Source organism: Streptococcus halichoeri (assembly GCF_019774635.1).
GTDB lineage: Bacteria > Bacillota > Bacilli > Lactobacillales > Streptococcaceae > Streptococcus > Streptococcus halichoeri.
In genome coordinates this window covers 1,148,321-1,170,734 of record NZ_CP081502.1, presented here as the reverse complement: position 1 = coordinate 1,170,734, position 22,414 = coordinate 1,148,321, and the positions used below count along the sequence as shown (strand labels likewise).

Sequence of the window (22,414 nt, the reverse complement as noted above, 5' to 3'; positions counted from 1 at the left end):
AAATCATTTGCCGGCATATTCCTAATTAAATGACCTTTTCGCGTCCAAGCAAAGTTATTTCCCCTAAAAAGGCTGAAAAAAGGAGCCGCAATGAATCCTTTCTTGAGCCTGATAATATCTCTTTAAAGCAAAACGTCGACAAACTTCTATAACATGTCATCATTTGGCTTAGCCTAGGTGAAATGATAAATTGTTAAACTCTTCGAAACCTTAATCTGTCAGTATTTCTGAGAGTTTTTAATTAGCATCACAGAAAAAAAGATTGAAGAAAGTTGTCCAAAATGAACTTTTTCTTCAATCTGACTATTTTTTTGACTGCCACAAGATTAATGGGCATTAATGGCTTGTGCGACTTCCCGGCCAGACATCTCAGCTGGGTAATAAGTTGGCCAATGTTCTAATTCATCAAGTAACTTAGCTTGGCTATCGCCACCCCAGTAAAGGTGGAAATGCTCTGCTTTTTCTGGAGCTATAGCGTGGTCACTAAATTGAATATAAGTAAATTCGCCAGCATCTTTTTCTTTTGCTTTAAAGAGGTAGCGGACACCTCGATTACCTTTAGGGTAAGTCAAAGTCTTTTTACCATCATACTCATAAGTAAAGGTCTGCTTTTTACCGTTACGTTCAAAGGTCACCGTTTTCTTTTTACCATTAATCGTAATGGCATCAACATCTGTCTTATAGCCAGTCATATAGTAGTCTTTATACTCTTTAGCTGTCATTTGACCCTTAGACTTTTTGGCCTTATAATCCATGACTTGGTCAAGCGTACCATCTTGTAAGTAAGGGTAAACCGATTGCCATTTACCTGACCAATCTGACAATTTACGGTCCTTGATTTGACTGTCTTTAAAGTAACCATTATAAACTGTCTTTTCTGTTCCTTTTTCTGGCTTGATTTCTTTGCCATCATAGTTAGTGGTCAATTGCAAAGCTTTTAAGTTGTCACGCATGACAGAGAAATAATCCTTGCCTTCTTGCATTTCTTTTTTAGTTAAGCTTTCCAATGGACTAAGAACTTCGGCTTTAACACCTGCTTCATTTGCTAAGGTTTTGGCTACCTTATTTGAGGCATTTTCTTCAAAATAAATGTATTTAATATCATATTTTTTAACATATTTTGAAAGTTCAGCAATGCGTTTGGCTGAAGGTTCTGTGTCAGGACTAACCCCATTGATAGCAACCTGATTTAGGCCATAATCTAGCGCCATATAATTAAAGGCTGCGTGTTGTGTTACAAAACTCTTTTGTTTAGCGTCCCCAAGCTCCTTAGCATACTCAGCATCAAGGGCTTTTAACTTCTCAATGTATTTTTGCGCATTGGCTTTAAATTCAGGGGCGCGGTCCGGATATTTCTTAGAAAGGGAGTCACGGATGTTTTCAACGATAGTGATGCTACGGTATGGTGATAACCATACGTGTGGGTCAAAAGCATGATGGTGGCCTTCATGCTCATGCTCTTTGTGCTCGTGTTTCTCATCACCTTCGTGGTCATGGCCTTCTTCAGTACCAGGAGCTAAGATCATGTTGCCTGTACCTTCAATGTATTTAACCTTTTTAGATTTAGCAGATTTTTTAATATCGGACATCCAGGTTTCCATGTTGTCATCCATGTAAACAACAGCATCAGCATCTTGCATTTTCTTGACATCTTTGGTAGATGGTTCAAATTCGTGTGGCTCTGTTCCGGCCTTCATTAACATGCTAACGTCGCCTTGATCACCAACAATTCCCTTGGTAAATTCATAAACAGGATAGAATGTCGCAATCACTTTGACCTTTTTGCCATCTGCTGCTACTTCATGTACTTGGCTTAGTTGCCATGCCGAAGTCATGGCCAGCATGCTTGTCATTAAAAGAACCTTCTTCTTCATCTTATCTCCTTTACTTATTAACTGGTATTTGACTAGTTACTTTACTAGTTAACTATATCAAAGTTTCGTTAAATTGTCACGTTTTTTTCGTTAATTTAAAAAAGATAACGTTTTCATACTCTTTTTACAACTGGTAATTCCAACGATTAAGCAAAGCTAGTAGCTTCAAACAAAGCGTAAAGCATGCGGCTGTTCGCCCATCAAACCCTCTGGGGCAAAAAACAGCAGTCCACTATTTAGCGAACTGCTTCCTTTGGTATTTGCCATGTGCTCAAGACACCTCGTAAAAAGCCTTTTGCATTGCCTACTGCTGTTAGTCAAGGCATCTGAGCCCTTACACTGTGGTCCTACTTTTATCAATCACTGAGGCTAAAACGATTGGTCATTAAGTTGCTAGCATCAAATACCACTTTATTTAAGAGCAACTGGGTCTCTTGTTGAATGGCATCGCTCATGTCTTGATTCTTCTGGGTAAGATTGACCGACTCACCCGCAGCAAGAGCTTCTTCGACATCATGAATCATAGCATGACCAAGAGCCATGGTTCGCTCAATATAATCTTCAATGCTAGCTTCATGCTGATAGAAATGAGCATCAGCCATCACTGCAATCAGCCGGTTCATCCAGTAGAAATTATTGGTTGATACGTCTTCATTAGTATTAGTAAAATAGTCCGGCATGTCTTTGACCTGAGTAAAGAATGGGACAAAGGTAGCAAAAGGCATTGCCCCAAAGGCCATCCATTGAATGGCACTGATTTCCTTTGGTTGATCAGAACGAATCTGTAGCAGCGCTGTTTGGCTAGTACGATTAATCCCGATTGGCCGGAAACTTCGCTGAGTCTGAGCATTGCCCTCTGGACCATAAGGATCATAGACGGTGTCTTGGTAATGGCTACTTAAGACATATTTGACATCTTCAATGGTTACCTTGCGATAAGGTTTACGGCACCAAGGAATTGCAAAGCTACGAGGATCCTGTTCGATTTCTGGGTTCAAATACTTTTGCATGAACCAAGCTCGTGGCGTGTTGTAATGGCGGTCCTTATCTTTTTGGCTACCAAAAGCATAGCGAGGATTAAAATGCTCATTTGAGTAGGTCAAATCCAAATGGTATTTGCTTACAAACTCTCTAATATCAGCACTAGCTAAGTAATCCTCTGGGTTATTAAACTCAAAATAGTCAATGCCTAATTGATTAGGATTGGTAACATAGGCATCATCTGGAACACGGCGGGCAATCCAATGATGGCCACCAACGGTCTCTAACCACCAAATCTCATTTTCATCAGAAAAGGCAATTCCATTTGATTCATATGTACCATATTGTTCTAAAATCTCACCCAGGCGCAAAACACCTTCGCGTGCAGAATGAATATAGGGTAAGACCAGGGTCAACATATCTTCTTCCCCAATGCCAGAAGCTACTAAGGGATCTGCTCCTAAGACACGAGCATTGGTTGTAATGGTCTCAGTTGCACTCATAGCAACATTTACTTCATTAACACCGGCTGCACCCCAAATACCGTCTTTTCCTAGCGCATCAGGCACTGAGGTATAGGCTAAAGGATTGTCAGGCAGCGTCATTTCAAAAGAAGATAAAACCGAGCGATAGACGCGAGGTTGTTGCTTTGGACTGACAAAAGCCATTTTTTTCGGGGTAAAGACACCATTTTGTGAGTCCTCCGTACGGGCTACTAAGGTCGAGCCATCATAGGAACATTTTTTTCCGACAAGAATTGTAGTACAAGACATAAGGTTCTCCTTTCTTGGGATAATGCCAAAGGTCCACTAAAGTTCCTCAGCAATTTTATTGATTTTGCGCAGACGATGATTGACACCACTCTTTGAAATAGGGGTTTCAAGGGTGTCAGCAATTTGTTGGATGGAATAATCAGGATGGGTAATGCGCAGCTGTGCTATTTCTTGGAGTTCAAGGGGCAGGCTTGAAAGGCCAATGGTATCCATGATTTTAACAATATTGTTGATGGTTTTCATGCTGGCTGTAATGGTCCTAGCAATATTAGCCGTTTCTGCATTATTAGCCCTGTTAATGTCATTGCGGGCTTCGCGCAAAAGCTTGACTGACTCAAATGCTTCCTTACAGGCCAGAGCTTGGACGATTAATAAAAAGTCCATGATGTCCTCAGCTTTTTGCAAGTAAGTGATGGCACCGTTTTTGTGCTCCAGTGTCTTGGCATCTAAGAGAAATTTTTGCAGGAGGCGTGCGAGGTCTTGGGCATGGTCCAAGTAGACTGAGTAAATCTCTAGCTGATACTTTCCTGACTCTGGATCACGCACCGTACCGGTCGCTAAAAAAGCACCCTTGATATAAGCACGACCAGCATCATCATCTTTTAAAACCTCAGGGCTAATGCCTGTTTCAAGGCCAAAAAAGGCATCGGCTAAGTGGAGATCTGTTAACAGCTCATCAACGCCTTGTTCAACCACTACAGCATACACTCGATTTTTTCGAAGGTTGGTCTTTTGATGGTACTTGATTTCTGGAACAATCTGATAATAGGCTTCAATGGCTGAATAAATATAACGTGCCGTCTTGGCATTTTCAGTGGTGATGGCAAGCTGCAGTCCCTTGGCTGACAAGCTAAGACTGCCTGATAGTTTGATAATAGCTGCCAACTCTTCCTTTTTGGGAGCAGCTAACTGGATCAGCTCTTCTTTAATTTTTGTTGTGAAACTCATAACCGTCGTTCCTTAACTAAGGTCATTAATTCCTCAACCACCAGGTCGCCATCATGAAAAGCTCCGCCATTTTCCAAGCGTAAAAAATTGGATGAAATGACTTTTTTGACGAGGCGATTCAACTCACTAAAATGATGTTCAACTTGCACGAGATACTCATCAAATTTGTTATAATCCATGTAGTCTTGTGGGACCTGATCAAGATTGACAAGGACAGTATCAATCAAATTGTCTCCCAGATGGCGGTTTAAGACAGCCACATGATCAGCATCGGAAAAGTGCTCCGTTTCGCCATACTGGGTCATGATATTACAAATATAAACGATTTCTGCCTTGGTGGCCTTGAGGGCCTCCTTGATTTCAGGGATAACTAAGTTAGGTAAGATGGAGGTATAAAGTGAGCCTGGCCCTAGTACAATCATATCACTGTTCATAATGGCTTCAACTACTTGATGACTGGCTTTGGGGTCTTGATCATTGTAAGAATTGGTCACATAAACATGGTCAATCATGCCTTGATAATTAGCAATATGGCTTTCACCAGAGACGACATGACCATCTTTGAAGACGGCATGTAGGGTAAGCGCATGCTCACTTGAGGGAAAGATTTTACCAGTGGTATGAAATAGCTGGGACAGTATTTGCATGGCATTCGAGATAGAGCCCTGCATTTCAGAGATGCCAGCAATAATCAAATTTCCCAGAGGGTGACCAGCTAACACCCCATCTTCTTTGTTAAAGCGGTACTGAAAGACCTGTTCGTAAAGCTTTGGCATATCGCTTAAAGCTAGTAAGACATTGCGCAAGTCACCTGGTGGGGCCAGCTGCATGGCGTTGCGAATCTTACCAGAGGAGCCGCCATCATCTGCCACTGTAACAACTGCATTAATCTCCACATCTTCTGAGCGAAGGCGCTTTAAAATCACAGGAATCCCAGTTCCTCCACCGATAACAGTGATTTTCGGTTTTCTCATGAGCGGTTGACGGTTTCCTTCCGTTTATTTTTGTCCCGATGGCTTTCATTCACAGGCCAATTTTTTTGTAAATCCTGAGCTAAGCGATGGGTAAAGGCAACACTGCGGTGTTGACCGCCAGTGCAGCCAATGGCAATGGTTAAGATTGCTTTTCCTTCTTTTTTGTATAAGGGCAAAATTGGCTCGATTAAGGCTAATAAGTGACGATAGAAATCCTTTGAGCTTTGCTGGTCCATGACATAGTCGTAAACCTGGTCATCTAAGCCGGTTTGGTTACGCATTTCAGGAAAATAATAAGGATTTGGTAAGAAGCGCACATCAAAGACCAGGTCAGCATCAAGGGGAACACCGTATTTAAAACCAAAACTCATCACTTCAATACGAAAAGATAGGGAGTTTTGCTCATCAGAAAATTGAGCCGCGATGGTTTGCCGTAGCTCTCGCGGTGTTAACTCTGATGTGTCGACTAAGTGTTGGCTGAGGCTTTTTAAGGGGGTTAATAATTCGCGTTCCAAGCGAATCCCATCTAAGACCCGGCCAGTGGGCGCAAGAGGATGGCTGCGCCTGGTTTCTTTATAACGTGAAACCAACTCAGTATCGGTAGCATCTAAAAAGAGAATTTTCACATCAATAGAGGGATTGGCTTCTAGCTGATCCAGGATTTGATTGATTTCTTTAAAGAAAGAGCGGCTGCGCATATCAACAACGAGAGCCACACGTTTATAATCATTGGTCTGTTCGATGATTTCGATAAACTTGGGCACCAGCGTTGGTGGCATATTATCAATGGTAAAATACCCTAGATCTTCAAAGGATTGAATCGCCACTGTTTTACCAGCTCCACTCATCCCTGTTACAATCACTAAGCTAATGGTCATCTTGAAACTTCTCCTTCTTAGACAACAAGTTATGGTGTCGTCTTATCTCTAATTGGTATCGCTGATGCTTTGGCACAGCTTGGTGTTAACACCCTATAGTAACTCTCCTTACTCCTTTTGACTCAAACTAACTAAGACAGCGCAAGCCATATGCAAAATCAATAAAACCGATGCCTAAAATAGGTATTGCTTTTCTTATTATAGCAAATCCTCAGGCTAGAAGACAAGAATATGGCGAGCTACTTATTAACCATTGCTGAAAGAGGCTGAGACAACCGTCTTCAGCCTTTCTACTAATAACATCATAACGCAAGCCCCAAAAGAAGTCGGCCCAGCAAAATGCCCTTAATGGTCAAGCGCAAGCAAGCTCACCTGCTGTAACTAACGAACCACCAGCTTTGTTTGCTGCCACATCCAGGTAACTGTTCCACTCTCTTAGGTTCTTTAAAGTTAAGGTTTAATGCGATGTAACATCCGAGGGAAGGGAATGGCTTCGCGGATATGCTTGGTGCCAGCTACAAAGGTCACCATCCGTTCAATTCCAATTCCAAAGCCGCCGTGAGGGACAGAGCCGTATTTACGAAGGTCAAGGTAAAATGCGTATTCGGATTTATCCATTTCGAGGGCGTCCATTTTGGCGACTAGGGCATCATAGTCATCCTCACGCATGGAGCCGCCGATGATTTCCCCGTAGCCTTCTGGAGCTAATAGGTCGGCACATAAGACACGGTCTGGATTGCCAGGAACTGGTTTCATGTAAAAGGCTTTGAAACTGGCAGGATAGTTAACGACAAAGGTTGGCACACCAAAATAATTGGAAATCCACGTTTCATGAGGCGAGCCAAAATCATCGCCATGCTCTAAGTGCTCATAATCCGTGTCTTCATCTGCTTCATGGGCTTGTAGCAGGTCAATAGCTTCATCATAGGAGACGCGTTTAAATGGCTCTGCAATATAGCGCTTTAGGGCAGCCACATCGCGCTCTAAAATATCAAGTGCTTGTGGGGCACGATCAAGTACACCTTGAATCAGGGCTTTAACATAAGCTTCTTGTAAATCAAGCGACTCGTCATGGTCTAGGAAGGAATACTCCGCATCCATCATCCAAAACTCTGTCAAATGGCGCCGGGTTTTGGATTTCTCTGCCCGGAAAACAGGGCCAAAGTCAAAGACACGCCCCAAAGCCATGGCCCCTGCTTCCAGGTAGAGTTGGCCTGATTGGCTCAAAAAGGCTGGGGTGCCAAAGTAATCTGTCTCAAACAATTCTGTTGAATCTTCAGCGGCATTTCCTGATAAAATCGGACTATCAAAACGAATAAAACCATTTTTATCAAAGAAATCATAGGTAGCATAAATAATAGCATTACGAATTTGCATGATTGCCATTTGCTTGCGCGAGCGTAACCACAAATGACGATTATCCATCAAGAAATCAGTACCGTGCTCCTTGGGTGTAATAGGGTAGTCAGCAGAGGTGCCGATAATTTCAAGATCTGTTATATCCAATTCATAGCCAAATTTTGAACGTTCATCCTCTTTAACAAGACCCGTCACATAAACAGACGTTTCTTGATTGAGGTGTTTGATGGTCTCAAACTTGGCAGTTCCGGCTTCTTGGCCAAAGCTTTCCAAGAAATTTGGCTTAAAAGCAACAGCTTGAAAGAAAGCCGTGCCATCGCGCAATTGCAAGAAAGCTATCTTTCCTTTACCAGACTTATTGGCAACCCAAGCACCAATAGTAACTTCTTGGCCAACATACTTTTTCACATCAATGATTGATACTAATTTTTTTGTCATGATTCCTCTTTCTTAATCTAAATAATCTTCTTATCCTATGCTGTGGTGTGCTTTGCTGTGCTATTTTCTTTGGCTAAAGTCAAAGCTTTACCAAGACCTATTTGCCTGCTACTCGAGCAAAACCGCTAACTCAACCAGCAGTCTTGCTTTCTCGCCTGCTTTGGCAAAATAAATAGCTGGCGCAATTATCTTAAAACACAAATCAAACCTAAAAAACCGGTCATCCTCTTTGATTTTGCTTACAGGTTGAGCTGAGCTAGGAGAATTCGTGCAACCTTTTCCAACACTCACTAGACTTATCCCATAAAAGCTTTTAGGCGTTGGATAGCTTGGGTCAGAGTTTGTAAATCAGTAGCATAGCTGAGCCTAACATGGTTTGGCGCACCAAAGCCAGCTCCAGTGACTAGGGCTACGCCAGCTTCTTCTAAAATAGCATTCGTAAATGCGGTAACATCTGAATACCCCTTCATTTCCATTGCTTTAGCAACATTGGGAAAGAGATAAAAGGCACCCTGGGGTTTGACCACCTCAAAACCTGGCACCTCACATAAGAGAGGGTAAATGGTATTTAGACGAGCTTCAAAGGCTAGGCGTAATTCCTCTATCGCATCTTGTGGTCCAGTTAAGGCTTCAATGGCTGCATATTGTGAAACAGTCGTCAGATTTGAAGTCGTCTGACTAATAATCTTGGCCATACCAGCAATGATCGCTCTATCACCAACCGCAAAGCCCACACGCCAGCCTGTCATCGCATAGGTTTTTGAAACCCCATTAATGACAATGGTTTGATTGCAAATGGACTGTGACAAGCTAGAAATAGGCGTAAAGCGATTGCCGTTATACACCAGGCGCCCATAAATATCATCTGCTAGAATTAAAATATCATGAGCCACCGCCCAATCACCAATGGCCTGCAGCTCTTTTGCTGAATAAATCATCCCCGTTGGATTAGATGGGCTGTTTAGTAAAAGCACCTTGGTATTTCTCGTTCTGGCAGCTTCTAATTGTTCAACAGTCACTTTAAAATCATGGGTCTGTGTCGTTGTCACAAAAACAGGAACACCCTCAGCCAGTTTGATTTGCTCAGCATATGAAACCCAATAAGGTGTTGGAATGATGACCTCGTCCTTGGGATTTAAAACGGTCATAAAAAAAGCATAGAGTACAAATTTAGCTCCCGTACCAACAACAATCTGATCAGGATTTACCGCATAGCCATAGAAACGGTTAAAATAATCTTTAATAGCCGCCTTCAATTCTGGTAAACCACTGGCTTGGGTATAAAAACTAGCCCGACCATCAGCAATGGCCTGATTTGCTGCAGCTTGAATATTCTTTGGAGTCACAAAATCAGGCTCTCCCAAAGTGAGGCTTAAAATATCTCGTCCTTGAGCTTTCAAGGCTTTAGCCCTAGCGCCAGCAGCCAGCGTAACGCTTTCTTCCATGTCTAAAACGCGTTTGGACAATGTGGTCATAAGACCTCCTTTCTCACCAGCTCACCCGTTTGAAAATCAATCAAGTAAAAGGCACCCCTGGCTTTAACTTCCCACAAGATTTGATGATCCTCCATTCCCAGACGTGTTGTCTGGATTGCTTTTGCACCAGCCTTTTGGGCAATGGCTCGCGCTTTTAGCGCAGAGATACCATCATTAGCTTGATAAACCTCTGGCTTAGCTGCTTGCTCTGGCAGGATCACAATAATCGAGGATTGCGCCTTGTTATGACCAAAGATAGCGTAAGAAGTTGCCTTGCCATGGTACACATCAATACGGCTAACTTCATGTAAGTCTGTTTGAGACTTAGCATAGGAAACGAGTTGTGATTTTAACAAGAGCCGATTCTTGATGGGGGCATAACCAAACATTGTAAGGGCAAAACTCCCTAACAGAACAATACTAGAAAGCCAATAGAAGAAAGTTCTTATTGGTTTTGGATTGGTCATACACGCCTCCAATTCATATGATCTTATCTATTATAGCAAAAATTGCTGTATTGCGGGCAGGGCTTCTGTGATTTTTTGCGAAGAAACCATAAATTCTTCAGATAAATTCGCGGTCATCTCCTGTCCATAGGTCTTGGTTAGCAAACGTTTATCAAGGATGATAACCGCCGATTTTTGGTGGGGTCGTCGCATGGTTCTGCCAATGGCCTGTTTTAATTTTAAAAGCGCCATCGGTTGAAAGTAATCCGTAAAGGGCTGCTTGTGGTTCGCTAGCAAATGCGCATTCATCTTCAGTACAAAGGGGTCGTTTGGATGGTCAAATGGTAAACGTGTAATCACTGTGATCATGCGATCAGCATGGGTAAAGTCTACTCCTTCCCAGAAGGCACCCACCCCAAGTAATAGTGCTTGCTCTCCCTTATCAAAGCGTTTTTTGATGTGATAGGCTGTGCCATGTTTTTCCTGAGCTAAGTGCCCCAAATCACGGCCTTCCAGTTCCTCTGATACCATATACATATGCTTTTTGGCATTAAATAAAACCAAAATAGGAACCTGCAAATCCTGTAAACGTTCTAAACGATTGACAATAGCTTCTGTATAGGCTTGATCAGATAGTTTAGAGATTAGGGGCATGGATTGATCAATAAAAATTCGTTGTTGCGGCAACACTTGCTTAGCAAGATAAGCTGCCTGATACGTTTCATAGCCCAATAAATTTGCTAAAGAGACCTGTTGACTGATCTGCAAAGTCGCTGAAATAAAATAGGTTTTAGTGGTTTGTGGTAAAAAATCACTAAAACGAATCAGCTGTGGACTGGTTGCATTGAGATAAGTGATTCGCTTATCACTACTTCGGTCGCTGGATAACCAAAACTCCCAGTTCTCAAGGCTCGTCCACTCTTCAAGCAAGGGCATGTGCGCTGCTTTTATTTCTGCTAGGAGCTGCTTTAAGGGTGCAAAGTCTGCTTGCTCAAGCATCCTTGTCTGATGGTACTTAGTGACCAAGTGATTTAATTCAAAGAGGAGTCCTTCGTATAAGCGACGCTGCAAAATAACTTCTGTTGTCGCAAGTTTTTCATCAAGTTGGTCAATGAGCCCTTTAATGTCACTTTGTTGCCGCAGCAATTGTTCCATGGCCAGCATGAGATTTTGCGCCTCATCAAACACCAAAATCCTACCACGTGCAAAGTCCTTGTCATCTTCGATTCGATGGAGGAAATAGGCATGATTGGTAATCAAAAGCTGAGCCTTTTGCGCCTTTTGATAGCTGCGCCACCAAAAATCCACATCATAAAAAGGCGATGATGCCAGGAGATTGCCATCATGCGCGACTTGCTCAAAATAAGCTGCATAGCGCTGCTTTTGCTTAATCTCGTCTAAGTCGCCCGTCTTCGTTTCTAATAACCAAATGACTAGCTGCATCTTATAGCGATTGATGAGACGATTGGTATCCGTTTGCTCCAGACTCGCTTTAAAGGAATCCAATTTAAGATAATTCTTTGGTCCTTTTAAGCTATGACAGGATAAGTGAAAGGTTTTTGCTAGCTGCGCCGCTTCTTTACTCATAATCTGATCTTGCAATACCTTGGTTGGCACACTAATCAAGACCTGTTCTTGCTTTGCTTTTGCAAGTAAAGGTAACAAATACCCATAGGTTTTACCGATACCTGCCTGGGCCTCAATAAAGCTCGCTTCTGGCTTTGCAAACTCATCTGTTACAATCTTTGCAAATGCAATCTGCTGAGCCCGTTCCTCCAAGCCAAGTAAGGCTGCATTGATGGCAAAGTCATTTGATAGCTGATAGCTGGGCAATGCCTCGCTTTCTCTTGTAAGCACCAGACCATGCACTAATTGGTAGTGCTTGGGATCAAATGTTTGGGCAAATGGCAGAGCCTGGGTTAGCACGGTTGCGGTTTCAAAAAGCAGGTTATCGGCATACTGTACCAACAAAGACAAGGTCTCATAAGGAAGCTTTGCGATTTTAGCTTGCACATGCAAAAAAAGCTGAGCAGTTGCCCTAGCATCAGCAATTGCGGTATGGGCATCGGCTAAGTCTAAATGGAGTTCTTGTGAGAGATGAGAAAGCGTGTATTTTTCAAGTGTGGGATAGAAAATCTGCGCTAATTCGACTGTATCTACGCGCGGTGTCCGCAATTCATAACCTTCTAAGAAAAGCGCCTCTGCTAGTAGATTGGCATCAAAGGTCACATTATGAGCCACAAAAACACAATCTTTAATGCGGTCAAAAATTGGCTTAGCAACCTGGGAAAAGTCTGGTGCTCTTTGCAACTGGGCGTCACTAATCCCTGTTAGAGACTTAATATGGTCGGTTAGGGGCTCATGTGGATTGACATCAGTTTGATAGGTATCAATAATCCGGCCATTGTGAATAATCACAATACCGACTTGGATAATGGAGGCATTGACCCCGGCGCTAGTAGCTTCCAAATCTACCACTGCATACTTACAATCTGTTTTCTCTGTCATAATAGCTTTATTATATCATTCCTCCTCCACAAAATAAACCTGAGGACTCTGGCTAAGGGTGCTTTAGAAAATCGCTTTGCTTGTGACTTTTTTTGACAGCCTTAAAGGTCACTATCAGCCCACTGTTACTAACTCTTTTAGTTAACAAATAGCCGGCTTTTTGATAGACTAAGGCTATGGCAATTATCAAAACAGTAAATACTATCGCTAGTGAAAACACTTATTACATAAGCAATGAACAAGCTCTGCTTCTTGTTGATCCAGGTAGCAATGGCGCTGATATTATTAAGCAGATTCGACGCTTCCAGCAACCATTAGTGGCTATCTTATTGACCCACACCCATTATGACCATATCATGAGTTTGGATTTGGTGCGCGAAACCTTTAACTTTCCACCTGTCTATGTCGCTAAAAAGGAAGCTGACTGGCTCTTAAGTCCTAAGGATAATTTATCTGGTCTTATACGACATGCTAAACTACCGGATATTGCGACCCGACCTGCTGAAGAACATTTTCAATTTAAGAAGCCTTATCACTTACATGGCTTTACCTTTACGGTGGTAGAGACGCCTGGTCACTCCATTGGTGGGGTTTCCATCATCTTCCCCCAGGACCAAATCGTTCTGACCGGGGATGCCCTGTTTCGAGAAAGTATCGGGCGCACCGATTTGCCAACTGGCAATTATGCGCAGCTACTGCAATCCATCAAAGAAGAGCTACTAACTCTACCCAATCATTATCAGGTCTATCCAGGCCACGGCGCACCAACTACTATTGCTCATGAGAAAATGGCTAATGCCTTTTTACACTAAGCACAGGCTGGTTACCATTCGTCCTGCGCTGACTCCGCTAAACGTTACATAATGCTTTTACCAGTCTGCACCCTTCACTGATGAGGAAAACTCAGTCTTTCTTTTGAAAGGCATGGACACCACATTCGTGGCCTGGCCTTGATGTGCTGATTTTCCCAGGTTACCTATCAACCAACCAGTCTTTAACAAGTAAGGCTGGTTTTTCTATGGCAGATAGAAGTGATGCTGTGCTATTTACCCGAAAAAAAGAAGTTGGAGCAAAAGCCAACTTCCGGTCTTTGATTAAAATTTAAGGTAACGCCGCATTGACAGCACCGAGCCCATTGAGCCAATGAGGATGCCAACCACAAAGAGGGCGGCAATCAGCTGATAAGCAAAATTATGGAAAGGGTACATGGAAAGTCCATTGACTTGAAGAGCCGGCATAAACTGACGGTAAGCATATTGATAGAGGTAAAATACTATGAGCGAAGGTAGGATGGCTCCTAAAAAGCCGACCCAGGCTCCTTCAAAGAAGAAGGGGCCACGAATGTAGGAATTTTTTGCCCCAACCAGCCGCATAATCTCAATGTCACGTTGACGAGACATAATGGTGATGCGAATGGTATTAGAGATGAGAAAAATCGCAATAAGCAATAAGACAAAAGTCCCAGCCAAGCCCCAGGTTTTAATAAAGTTAGAAAACTTGAACAGCTTATCTGAATTTATCCCCCCGTAATCAACCTCATCAACACCGCTCAGGGTCTTGATTTTGCGGCTCAAGCTTTTGACTTGAGAAGGTTTGTCAGTCTCTACGACATAAATATCTTGTAAGGGGTTGGTATCTTTGTCATACAATTTCCAGACGTCACCCATGGTGTCTTGGAGTTTTTTGAGTTGTTCATCTTTGCTAGAAAACTTAATGTGTCTGACACCTGTTAAACCAGCAATTTGGTCATAAACCTTATGATAGTTCTTGTTGGCTATTTCCTTGCCAGAAGCATCTTTGACAACCTTGGCAGCATCTGTTGAGTCAACTTGGAGATAAGTATTAATTTGGATATTATTTTCAACACCTGAGGCCACTCGTTGGATGTTTAATAGCGTCGCTGCAAAAATACCAACTAAGGTTAAAGTAATCGTAATTGAGCTAACAGCCGCTAAGGTCATCCAGAAATTACGTTTGAGGCTTTTAATGGATTCCCATATATGACGGAAAAAATATCTAATCATCGTATCCGTACTCTCCTTCCTCTTCATCACGAATAATTCGACCATCTTCAATTGCGATTACGCGGTGACGAAGTGTATTGACGATATGGCTATTATGAGTGGCCATCAAAATTGTTGTTCCTTGAAGATTAATGCGTTCTAAGGTCTGCATAACTTCCCAAGATATTTCTGGGTCCAAGTTACCCGTTGGCTCATCTGCTATTAACAATTTGGGATTGTTCACAATTGCCCGCGCAATAGCAACCCGCTGTTGTTCCCCACCAGAAAGTTGGCTCGGAAAGGACCGCATCTTGTGCTTTAAACCAACCAACTCTAGCACCTCTGGTACCCTTTTTTTGATGTTGCGTCGTTTTTCACCGATAACTTCCATGGCATAGGCGACATTTTCATAAACCGTTTTTTTGGGCAAGAGTTTATAATCTTGGAAAACAACACCAATATGGCGACGTAGTAAAGGAACTTTCTTGCCTTTTAGCCTAGTCAAATCAAACTCCCCGACATAGAGAGAGCCACTGCTTACTTTTTCTTCTCGGTACAAAAGCTTAATAAAGGTCGACTTACCTGCTCCAGAGGGACCAACTAGGTAGACAAATTCCCCTTGATGAACCGAGACGTCAATATGTCTTAAGGCTGTGGTTGAGCGATGGTATTTCTTAGAAACACCCTTCATTTCAATTAATGCCATTTTACTCTTCTTTCTTTATTTACTAGTTACACTTAGTCGTCTGACATTCGCCATTTCAAGTAAGCATCAATAAAGCCATCAAGCTCACCATCCATGACCTTATCAACTTGGGCCACTTCATAATTGGTGCGGTGATCTTTGACCATGGTATATGGCGTAAACACATAGGAACGAATCTGACTGCCCCAAGTGATTTCTTTTTTATCACCTTTTAGCGCGCTGACCTCAGCTGCTTTTTTTTCTTGTTCCATTTGGTAAAGCTTTGATTGCAACATTTTCATCGCTCGATCACGGTTTCCATATTGTGTACGGTCAACCGTAGAGGCAACGACAATACCTGTTGGAATATGAGTGAGGCGGACCCCTGTTGAAACCTTATTGACATTTTGTCCACCAGCACCGCCTGAACGAAAGGTGTCCATTTTAATATCATCTTCACGAATGTCAATCTCAATGGTATCATCCAGTTCTGGCATGACCTCTACTGAGGTAAAGGAGGTGTGCCGCCGCTTAGCAGAATCAAAAGGGGAAATACGTACCAAGCGATGGACGCCCATTTCGGATTTTAAAAGTCCATATGCATTGGGGCCTTGAAAGGACAGGGTAACTGACTTAATACCAGCCTCATCACCTGCTTGGTAATCAAGCGTTTCAACCTTGAAACCTTTGGCATTTCCAAAACGCACATACATCCGAAACAGCATGTCGGCCCAATCTTGCGCCTCGGTGCCGCCAGAGCCTGGATGAATCTCCAAAATGGCATTATTGTGATCGTAGGGCTCGGACAAGAGCAGGGTCATTTCGTAGTGGGTCAAAATCTTGGCCAACTCTGCTAGGCTAGCTTGCAACTCGTCTTTGACAGACTCATCTTCATCTAGCATTTCCAGATACAATTCGGTCTCCTCAGAGCGTTCTTGCATGTTATGATAGGTGTCAAATTTCAGTTTTAGGGCATTTAATTCTTGTGATGTTTTTTGCGCCGTAGTGCTGTCATTCCAAAAATCTGGCTCTGTCATTTTATTTTCCAACAAAGCGATGTCTTCTTCTAGACGATCTAAGTCAAAGAGACCTCCTAAAGCCGGCTAGCTTTTCTTTATTTTCTGCAATTTGTTGACGCATTTCTGCAACTTCCATGGTCTACCTCGTTTTATTCCATAATCTTACTTATTTTATCACATGGTCTTTTGATTTGCTATTTTTTCTAGGATGAGCCTTCCTTCTTGTTCTTTTATTTGCGTGAAAAATTGCTGGCGCAGCAAGAGTAACGGGGCAAGAGCCCTTCATGTTAAGCCAGCAGCAAACCCACCAAAGAACCACATTACTATGATAATGGAAAACTATAAAGACTGCAAGACTAAGCTGTTACGAAATGTAACAGAAATTAAAGCCTGATAACAGCCGAAATTTCGCCTAGAAAATTAAAAGCTGTAATCATTAAAATTGGTCGTAATGATGATAAAGATAAGATAATTCCTCAATCTGAGCCTGAAGCTCTTTCCCATTATCTGTTTCTTTAACAAGAGTGCGATTAGGTACTTCTTCGATTAGTCGTTTAATAAATATAATATCACCCTGGCCTGCTAAAACAGCATCTACAGAAATAAAGGGCTTATGGGCCACGATTTCAAGACCATAGCTGTTAGAAATTAGAGTATAACCGGCAATCCCCGTTTTTTGCTGATAACCCTTGGCTAAGCCTCCATCAATGATGAGCATCTTACCTTCTGCATGGATAGGTTTTTCTCCTTTTTTCTCTTTGACAGGGGTGTGCCCATTAACAATATGAGCCGTTTCATTTAAGCCAAACTGCTTCAGAATGTGAATGCAGACTGACTTTTGAGATCGTAACTGATAGTAAGCATTCTTGATTTCTTTATGACTAACTTTATCTTGAATATAGTAGCGTTCAAAGGTAGTCATACGGTTTTTACCAAACAAAGATGAGCCCGGACCACACCAAAGATACCAAAATAAGTCAGTATTAAAATCAGTATGCTGGTGAGGTTGGTCGTACGCTGCTCGTACACGACGCTCAAAGAAATCCAGTAAAGCTTTGCCAGACAAGGCTTGACCTGCCAAATGAACGGTTTTAAAAGCACCATTTTCTTCCATGGGAATACAGCCATGATAAAGCAAATGATTATTGCTCACATGATAAATAGCCCCCTTATCCATTAAAAAGGCAATGTGCTCTTTAAGACGCAAAGAAGATTGAAAACAAAGTAACAAGTGCTCAAGCAGCAACTGCTCATTTTTGGTTAACTGTGCTGGGGTGGTCCAATCCAACTGATCAAAGGGAAAAGCTGTTAAAGAATATACCTTACCTTCAATGGTAACCGTCTGCTTTTGGCGATCAATCTGATCAAATAACAAGGCAGCATCCATCTCAAATTCTGGCCGCCTAGCTACCAATTGGTGTTCTAATTTAAATTGCAAGAAAGCAGCTGCTTGTTGCAACTTATTTAGCATCACACGTTTTTCTTCGGTAATGGCGACACCATCTAAAATGGGATCAAAAACTGGCTCAGCAGTGAAGTGCTGTTGACTATAGTCAATCAAACCACGTAAATTAATTCCATAACGGTCTTCAAGCAAGGCCAGGCTATTGTAACGCGCAGCAATGCGAATCACATTAATCATGCAAATATAAGAACCAGACATAGCCCCAATCCAGGTAATATCATGATTTCCCCATTGAATATCGATTTTCGAAAACTCTTGCAAGCGATCAATAATCAAATCTGGAAAAGCTCCTCGATCATAAATATCACCAACCACATGCAAATGATCAATAGACAAGGTCTGGATTAAGGTAGCAAAGGCACTAAACAAAGCTGGAAGCTGGCCTAATTCACACACCTTAGCGATAATCGCTTGATAATAGCCCTGTTTGTTGATGTCTGGATTTTCTTCGTTTAGCAATTCCTCCATAATATAGGCATAGTCAGCCGGTAATTGCTTGCGCACTTTCGAACGTGTGTACTTGCTACCAGCATATTTGGCCATGCGAATCACATAAGGCAGATAGTCCGTTAGCTCAGCTTGCCAATTACTTGTCTCTTGCTTGCGCAGAGCGATTTTTTCTTCAGGATAATAGATATACTGACACAGTGTATCAAGCTGTGCTTGTGAAAGCTGCAAAAAGCATTCCATCACCTTTTTACGAATCGAACCCGAACCGCTACGCATAAGGTAATCAAAAGCTTGATATTCCCCATGAAGATCACTTAAGAAAAACTCGGTCCCCTTTGGTAGATGGCAAATGGCCTCTAGATTAATCATTTCCGTCATCACAGCAGACTTGCTGGGAAATTTTTCCTTTAATAATTGGTAATAATTCAACATAAGTCGTCCCAGTTCCCTTTCATCAGCAATTGGCAGGCCGTATCCATCCTGCTACTTTTCATTGTAGTGTTTCTAAAGTCAAATGACCAGTAAAAACAAGAAAACGGATACAATACTACAAAATCTCCTTGCTACCATGCTTGATGGCTATGCAAAATTGCCTCGTATGCTATAATAAATTATTGAAAAAGTTGATTATCAGCATGACTATTTAAAGGAGAACTTATGATTATTCAACGTGCGACACGCTGGTCGGCCTTTGGCCAGAAATTGGTTATCCTGATCGATCAGGATCAAAAAGCTATTCTAGCTAACCATGACAGTATTACTCTCCCTAAAAGCCAAAAAGAAAAGCAAACCTTGTCCATTAAGCATAGTTTTCACTCCACCATTACCGCTTCAGCTAAGGATCAGCTCACCATTGTTGACAATCCCTATCATTTGCTGCCTTTTTTGACTGGTATCATTTTGATCGTCATTGCTCATCTGACCTTAAGCTTTGACTCTGCTCTGCTCGTTTGGTTATCAATTGTTGGCTTAGTCCTCATTGTTAGCTCATTTTTTATTCCCAAAACCCGCTGGCAAAAGCAAACATCAGCTTAATTTTCTATAAGCCAGGCTTAACACTATCCGTAGCTCAGGCACTCCGTCCCTGATGTTTTGACCAGATTCCTTATACAAGTGCAGCTGGCTAATATCAACTAATCGAGTTAATAATGAGCTTAAAAAAATGAGGTTGGCACGCGCCCAACCTCATTTTTTAGAATGATTTAAATAGCATTTTTATCACGACCAATTGCTCGCAAAATAGCTTTAACCAACTCAACAAGTACCACCATCAGCAAACTACCAATGATAACAATACCCCATTGGGTGAGGCTCAGATGTGACACATGGAAGAATTTATTAAAACCAGGCACAACTACTGTCACCATCAACATGAAGAAGGCTACAGGAATGGAAATGTTAAAGAGTCGGTTTTTAAAGAGGCCAACTGTGAAAATGGATTGATAAACCGATTTAACATTATAGGCATGCACTAACTGGATAAGTGCTAGTGTGACATAGGCCATGGTTAAAGCATCCGCATGAATCTCTCTGTGACTAGCATGCTCAGGAAACATTAAGGCAAAGCCATAGACACCTAGAACAAGGAGGGTTTGGAAAAGCCCTTGATAGATAATGGCTTCTTTAACCCCGCCATCAAAGAAGTTAGACTTACGACCACGCGGCTGATGTTTCATCACACCAGGTTCAGCCGGTTCTACTCCTAAAGCAATAGCTGGCAGCGTATCTGTTACCAGATTAATCCAAAGTAAGTGCACTGGTTGCAGCACATCCCAACCAAATAAAGTCGCTAAGAAAATCGTCAAAACTTCAGCCATATTTGCTGATAGCAAGTACTGAATCGTTTTTTGAATGTTAGAGAAGACCTTACGTCCCTCTTCTACTGCAACAATGATGGTGGCAAAGTTATCATCGGCAAGGACCATATCAGAAGCCCCTTTTGAAACTTCTGTACCGGTAATCCCCATGCCAATACCAATATCAGCAGTCTTTAATGATGGTGCATCATTAACCCCATCACCTGTCATCGCAACAACCTTGCCAGCCTTTTGCCAAGCTTTGACGATACGCACCTTATGCTCAGGCGAAACACGCGCATAGACAGAATATTGCGTGAAGACCTTTTGAAATTCCTCATCTGTTAGTTCATTTAGTTCAGCGCCAGTAAAGACATGATCAACACCATCGTCTTCAATAATTCCTAAGCGCTTCGCAATGGCTTGCGCAGTATCTTGATGGTCGCCCGTAATCATAATAGGGCGAATGCCAGCTTCTTTAGCCACCTTGACGGCTTGCGCTGCTTCAGGGCGTTCTGGGTCAATCATCCCAATTAGCCCAGCAAAAATTAGCTCCGATTCAACCACATCCGATTCGAGAGTTGGCACCTGGCTTTCGTATTTGTAGGCCATCATCAAGACCCGAAGCGCTTGCCTAGCCAAGTCTTTATTGGTTGCTAAGATCGTCTCTTTATCTTTTGCAGTAATAGCACGCACCTGGCCATTTTCCTCAATCTGGGTAATGCGCTCCAAGAGCTGATCAGGGGCACCTTTAACCGCTACAAAATACCGATCATCTGCTTGCTTGTGAATCGTTGACATCAGCTTACGGTCCGAATCAAAAGGAAGCTCTGCCACACGGGGTTCCTTGCTCAGCCAATCTCGCACATCAAAATCATGATCTAAACCAAATTGAACGAGAGCCGTCTCTGTTGGATCTCCGATCAATTTGCCGGTTTGGTCAATTTTTGTATCATTAGCAAAGGTCATAATCCTTAAAGTAGGACTATCTTCTGCTATGGCTTGCGCTGCATCCTGTAATTGACCGTTGGCATAGACCTTCTCAACAGTCATTTGGTTCATCGTCAACGTCCCCGTCTTATCAGATGCAATAATTTCTGTTGATCCCAAGGTCTCTACGGCAGGGAGTTTGCGGATGATGGCATTACGTTTGGCTAGGACTTGCGTTCCCAAAGACAAGACAACTGTCACAATAGCTGGTAAGCCTTCTGGAATAGCCGCAACTGCTAAGGCAACTGAGGTCATCAGCCCTTCTAGCGGTGACTCCCCACGCAAGAATACACCAACAGCAAAAGTAATAGCCGCAATCACCAAAATGGCATAGGTTAAAATTTTAGAAAGGTTATCGAGATTTTGTTTGAGTGGTGTTGCCGTTTCATCAGCGTTTGCTAGCATTCCTGCAATATGCCCAACTTCTGTGTACATCCCCGTGTTGGTCACCACTCCAAGACCACGACCATAAGTCACGTTGGAATTTTGATAGGCCATATTAACACGATCGCCAATCCCTGCATCAGCAGCAACTTGCACCTGCAAGTCCTTCTCTACAGGAACAGACTCACCCGTTAAGGCTGCTTCTTCAATCTTTAATGAATTCGCCTCTAACAAACGTAAATCAGCCGGAACCACATCACCAGCTTCTAATAACACAATATCTCCTGGTACCAATTCCTTGGAATCAAGCTCAACCACATGATTATTGCGGCGAACACGAGCCAGTGGACTTGACATGGATTTCAAGGCTTCAATCGCCGCTTCTGCTTGGCCTTCTTGATAAACACCAAAAGCTGCATTGAGAATAACTACCGCCAAAATAATGATGGCATCTGTTAACCCCTTGGAACCTTCTGTGACCACTGAAAGCAAGGCGGCCGCAACCAAGATAATAATCATCAAATCTTTAAATTGATCCAAAAACTTCATCAAAAGGCTTCTTTTTTCGCCTTCTTCTAGTTCATTGCGTCCATATTCTTCAAGCCGTGTCTTGGCTTGCTCTGTGGTTAAGCCATCCGTGCTTGATTCTAATTGGGAAAGGACAGTTTCTTTAGTCAGCGTGTAATACGCTTCGTGCTTTTGTTCTTTCGACAAATTGTTTTCCTCCTTTGGTTTTTTTAGACCTAGACAGAAATAAGATATAAAAAAACCTGTTTAATGTACTAAACAAGTCTCGCTGTTTCAGATTGCACCGGAAAAGTTAAACTTCCGTATTGACGACACAATCACGGTAAACCGTTGGCTACTCCCTTGAATGAACTCTATTATAATGGATTTGACCTGAAAAAACAAGTCATAGCCCTGCTAACTTCAAGGTTTGCTAACACCCTACATGGGACAATCGCTAA

At 42.4% G+C, this 22,414-nt stretch carries 16 protein-coding genes; 2 read left to right on the top strand and 14 right to left on the bottom strand.

All coding sequences use genetic code 11. The features are described from left to right. Positions 1-326 precede the first annotated feature (326 nt). From K5J94_RS05625 to K5J94_RS05585, 9 genes are all read right to left on the bottom strand, one after another. Complete coding sequence (locus K5J94_RS05625) at positions 327-1,874, bottom strand: zinc ABC transporter substrate-binding protein AdcA (protein WP_221912600.1); 1,548 nt, start codon at positions 1,872-1,874, stop codon at positions 327-329. A 356-nt stretch (positions 1,875-2,230) separates the two neighbouring features. Continuing rightward, positions 2,231-3,628: a C69 family dipeptidase gene (locus tag K5J94_RS05620; RefSeq protein WP_159544290.1), complete on the bottom strand. Its 1,398-nt coding sequence runs from the start codon at positions 3,626-3,628 to the stop codon at positions 2,231-2,233. Positions 3,629-3,664: 36 nt separating this feature from the next. Continuing rightward, the gene (whiA, locus tag K5J94_RS05615) at positions 3,665-4,576 is read right to left on the bottom strand and encodes a DNA-binding protein WhiA (RefSeq protein WP_159560913.1); all 912 of its coding nucleotides are present in this window, start codon (positions 4,574-4,576) and stop codon (positions 3,665-3,667) included. Next, a complete protein-coding gene (locus K5J94_RS05610) occupies positions 4,573-5,550 on the bottom strand; it encodes a YvcK family protein (protein ID WP_159544294.1) in 978 nt (325 codons plus the stop codon). Before K5J94_RS05610 ends, whiA begins: the two co-directional genes overlap by 4 nt. After that, the gene (gene rapZ / locus K5J94_RS05605) at positions 5,547-6,428 is read right to left on the bottom strand and encodes an RNase adapter RapZ (protein ID WP_159564086.1); all 882 of its coding nucleotides are present in this window, start codon (positions 6,426-6,428) and stop codon (positions 5,547-5,549) included. Before rapZ ends, K5J94_RS05610 begins: the two co-directional genes overlap by 4 nt. 450 nt (positions 6,429-6,878) lie before the next feature. Then, the gene (asnS, locus tag K5J94_RS05600) at positions 6,879-8,225 is read right to left on the bottom strand and encodes an asparagine--tRNA ligase (RefSeq protein WP_159564087.1); all 1,347 of its coding nucleotides are present in this window, start codon (positions 8,223-8,225) and stop codon (positions 6,879-6,881) included. Positions 8,226-8,521: 296 nt separating this feature from the next. Beyond that, on the bottom strand, positions 8,522-9,700 hold the full coding sequence (locus K5J94_RS05595; protein WP_159564088.1) for a pyridoxal phosphate-dependent aminotransferase: 1,179 nt from the start codon (positions 9,698-9,700) through the stop codon (positions 8,522-8,524). Then, positions 9,697-10,167, bottom strand: a complete 471-nt coding sequence (locus K5J94_RS05590) for a cell wall elongation regulator TseB-like domain-containing protein (RefSeq protein ID WP_221912599.1) — start codon at positions 10,165-10,167, stop codon at positions 9,697-9,699. Before K5J94_RS05590 ends, K5J94_RS05595 begins: the two co-directional genes overlap by 4 nt. A gap of 30 nt (positions 10,168-10,197) precedes the next feature. Beyond that, the gene (locus tag K5J94_RS05585; protein WP_221912598.1) at positions 10,198-12,654 is read right to left on the bottom strand and encodes a bifunctional DnaQ family exonuclease/ATP-dependent helicase; all 2,457 of its coding nucleotides are present in this window, start codon (positions 12,652-12,654) and stop codon (positions 10,198-10,200) included. A gap of 176 nt (positions 12,655-12,830) precedes the next feature. Between K5J94_RS05585 and K5J94_RS05580 the strand changes: the two genes are divergently transcribed. Next, entirely contained in the window at positions 12,831-13,466 is a 636-nt protein-coding gene (locus K5J94_RS05580) for an MBL fold metallo-hydrolase (RefSeq protein WP_159565052.1), read from the top strand. Positions 13,467-13,748: 282 nt separating this feature from the next. Here the strand turns inward: K5J94_RS05580 and ftsX are convergent, their stop codons facing one another. The 4 genes from ftsX to K5J94_RS05560 all read right to left on the bottom strand — a co-directional run bounded on the left by ftsX (position 13,749) and on the right by K5J94_RS05560 (position 18,708). Continuing rightward, complete coding sequence (ftsX, locus tag K5J94_RS05575) at positions 13,749-14,678, bottom strand: permease-like cell division protein FtsX (protein ID WP_159549261.1); 930 nt, start codon at positions 14,676-14,678, stop codon at positions 13,749-13,751. Beyond that, positions 14,671-15,363 (bottom strand): cell division ATP-binding protein FtsE, encoded by a 693-nt coding sequence (ftsE, locus tag K5J94_RS05570; RefSeq protein WP_159544310.1) that lies wholly within the window; start codon positions 15,361-15,363, stop codon positions 14,671-14,673. Before ftsE ends, ftsX begins: the two co-directional genes overlap by 8 nt. 32 nt (positions 15,364-15,395) lie before the next feature. Continuing rightward, positions 15,396-16,497 (bottom strand): peptide chain release factor 2 gene (gene prfB / locus K5J94_RS05565; RefSeq protein ID WP_167547772.1). Its coding sequence is split into 2 segments (ribosomal slippage): positions 15,396-16,424 and positions 16,426-16,497, totalling 1,101 coding nucleotides; the frame shifts between segments, so codons are not numbered across the junction. Between the two features lie 300 nt (positions 16,498-16,797). After that, positions 16,798-18,708: a fructose-1,6-bisphosphatase gene (locus K5J94_RS05560; RefSeq protein ID WP_221912597.1), complete on the bottom strand. Its 1,911-nt coding sequence runs from the start codon at positions 18,706-18,708 to the stop codon at positions 16,798-16,800. 225 nt (positions 18,709-18,933) lie between these two features. On the opposite strand from K5J94_RS05560, the gene K5J94_RS05555 reads away from it, so the two are divergent. Next, positions 18,934-19,311, top strand: a complete 378-nt coding sequence (locus K5J94_RS05555) for a hypothetical protein (protein ID WP_159565048.1) — start codon at positions 18,934-18,936, stop codon at positions 19,309-19,311. A gap of 167 nt (positions 19,312-19,478) precedes the next feature. Here the strand turns inward: K5J94_RS05555 and K5J94_RS05550 are convergent, their stop codons facing one another. After that, the gene (locus K5J94_RS05550; protein ID WP_221912596.1) at positions 19,479-22,160 is read right to left on the bottom strand and encodes a cation-translocating P-type ATPase; all 2,682 of its coding nucleotides are present in this window, start codon (positions 22,158-22,160) and stop codon (positions 19,479-19,481) included. Between the last annotated feature and the right edge of the window lie 254 nt (positions 22,161-22,414).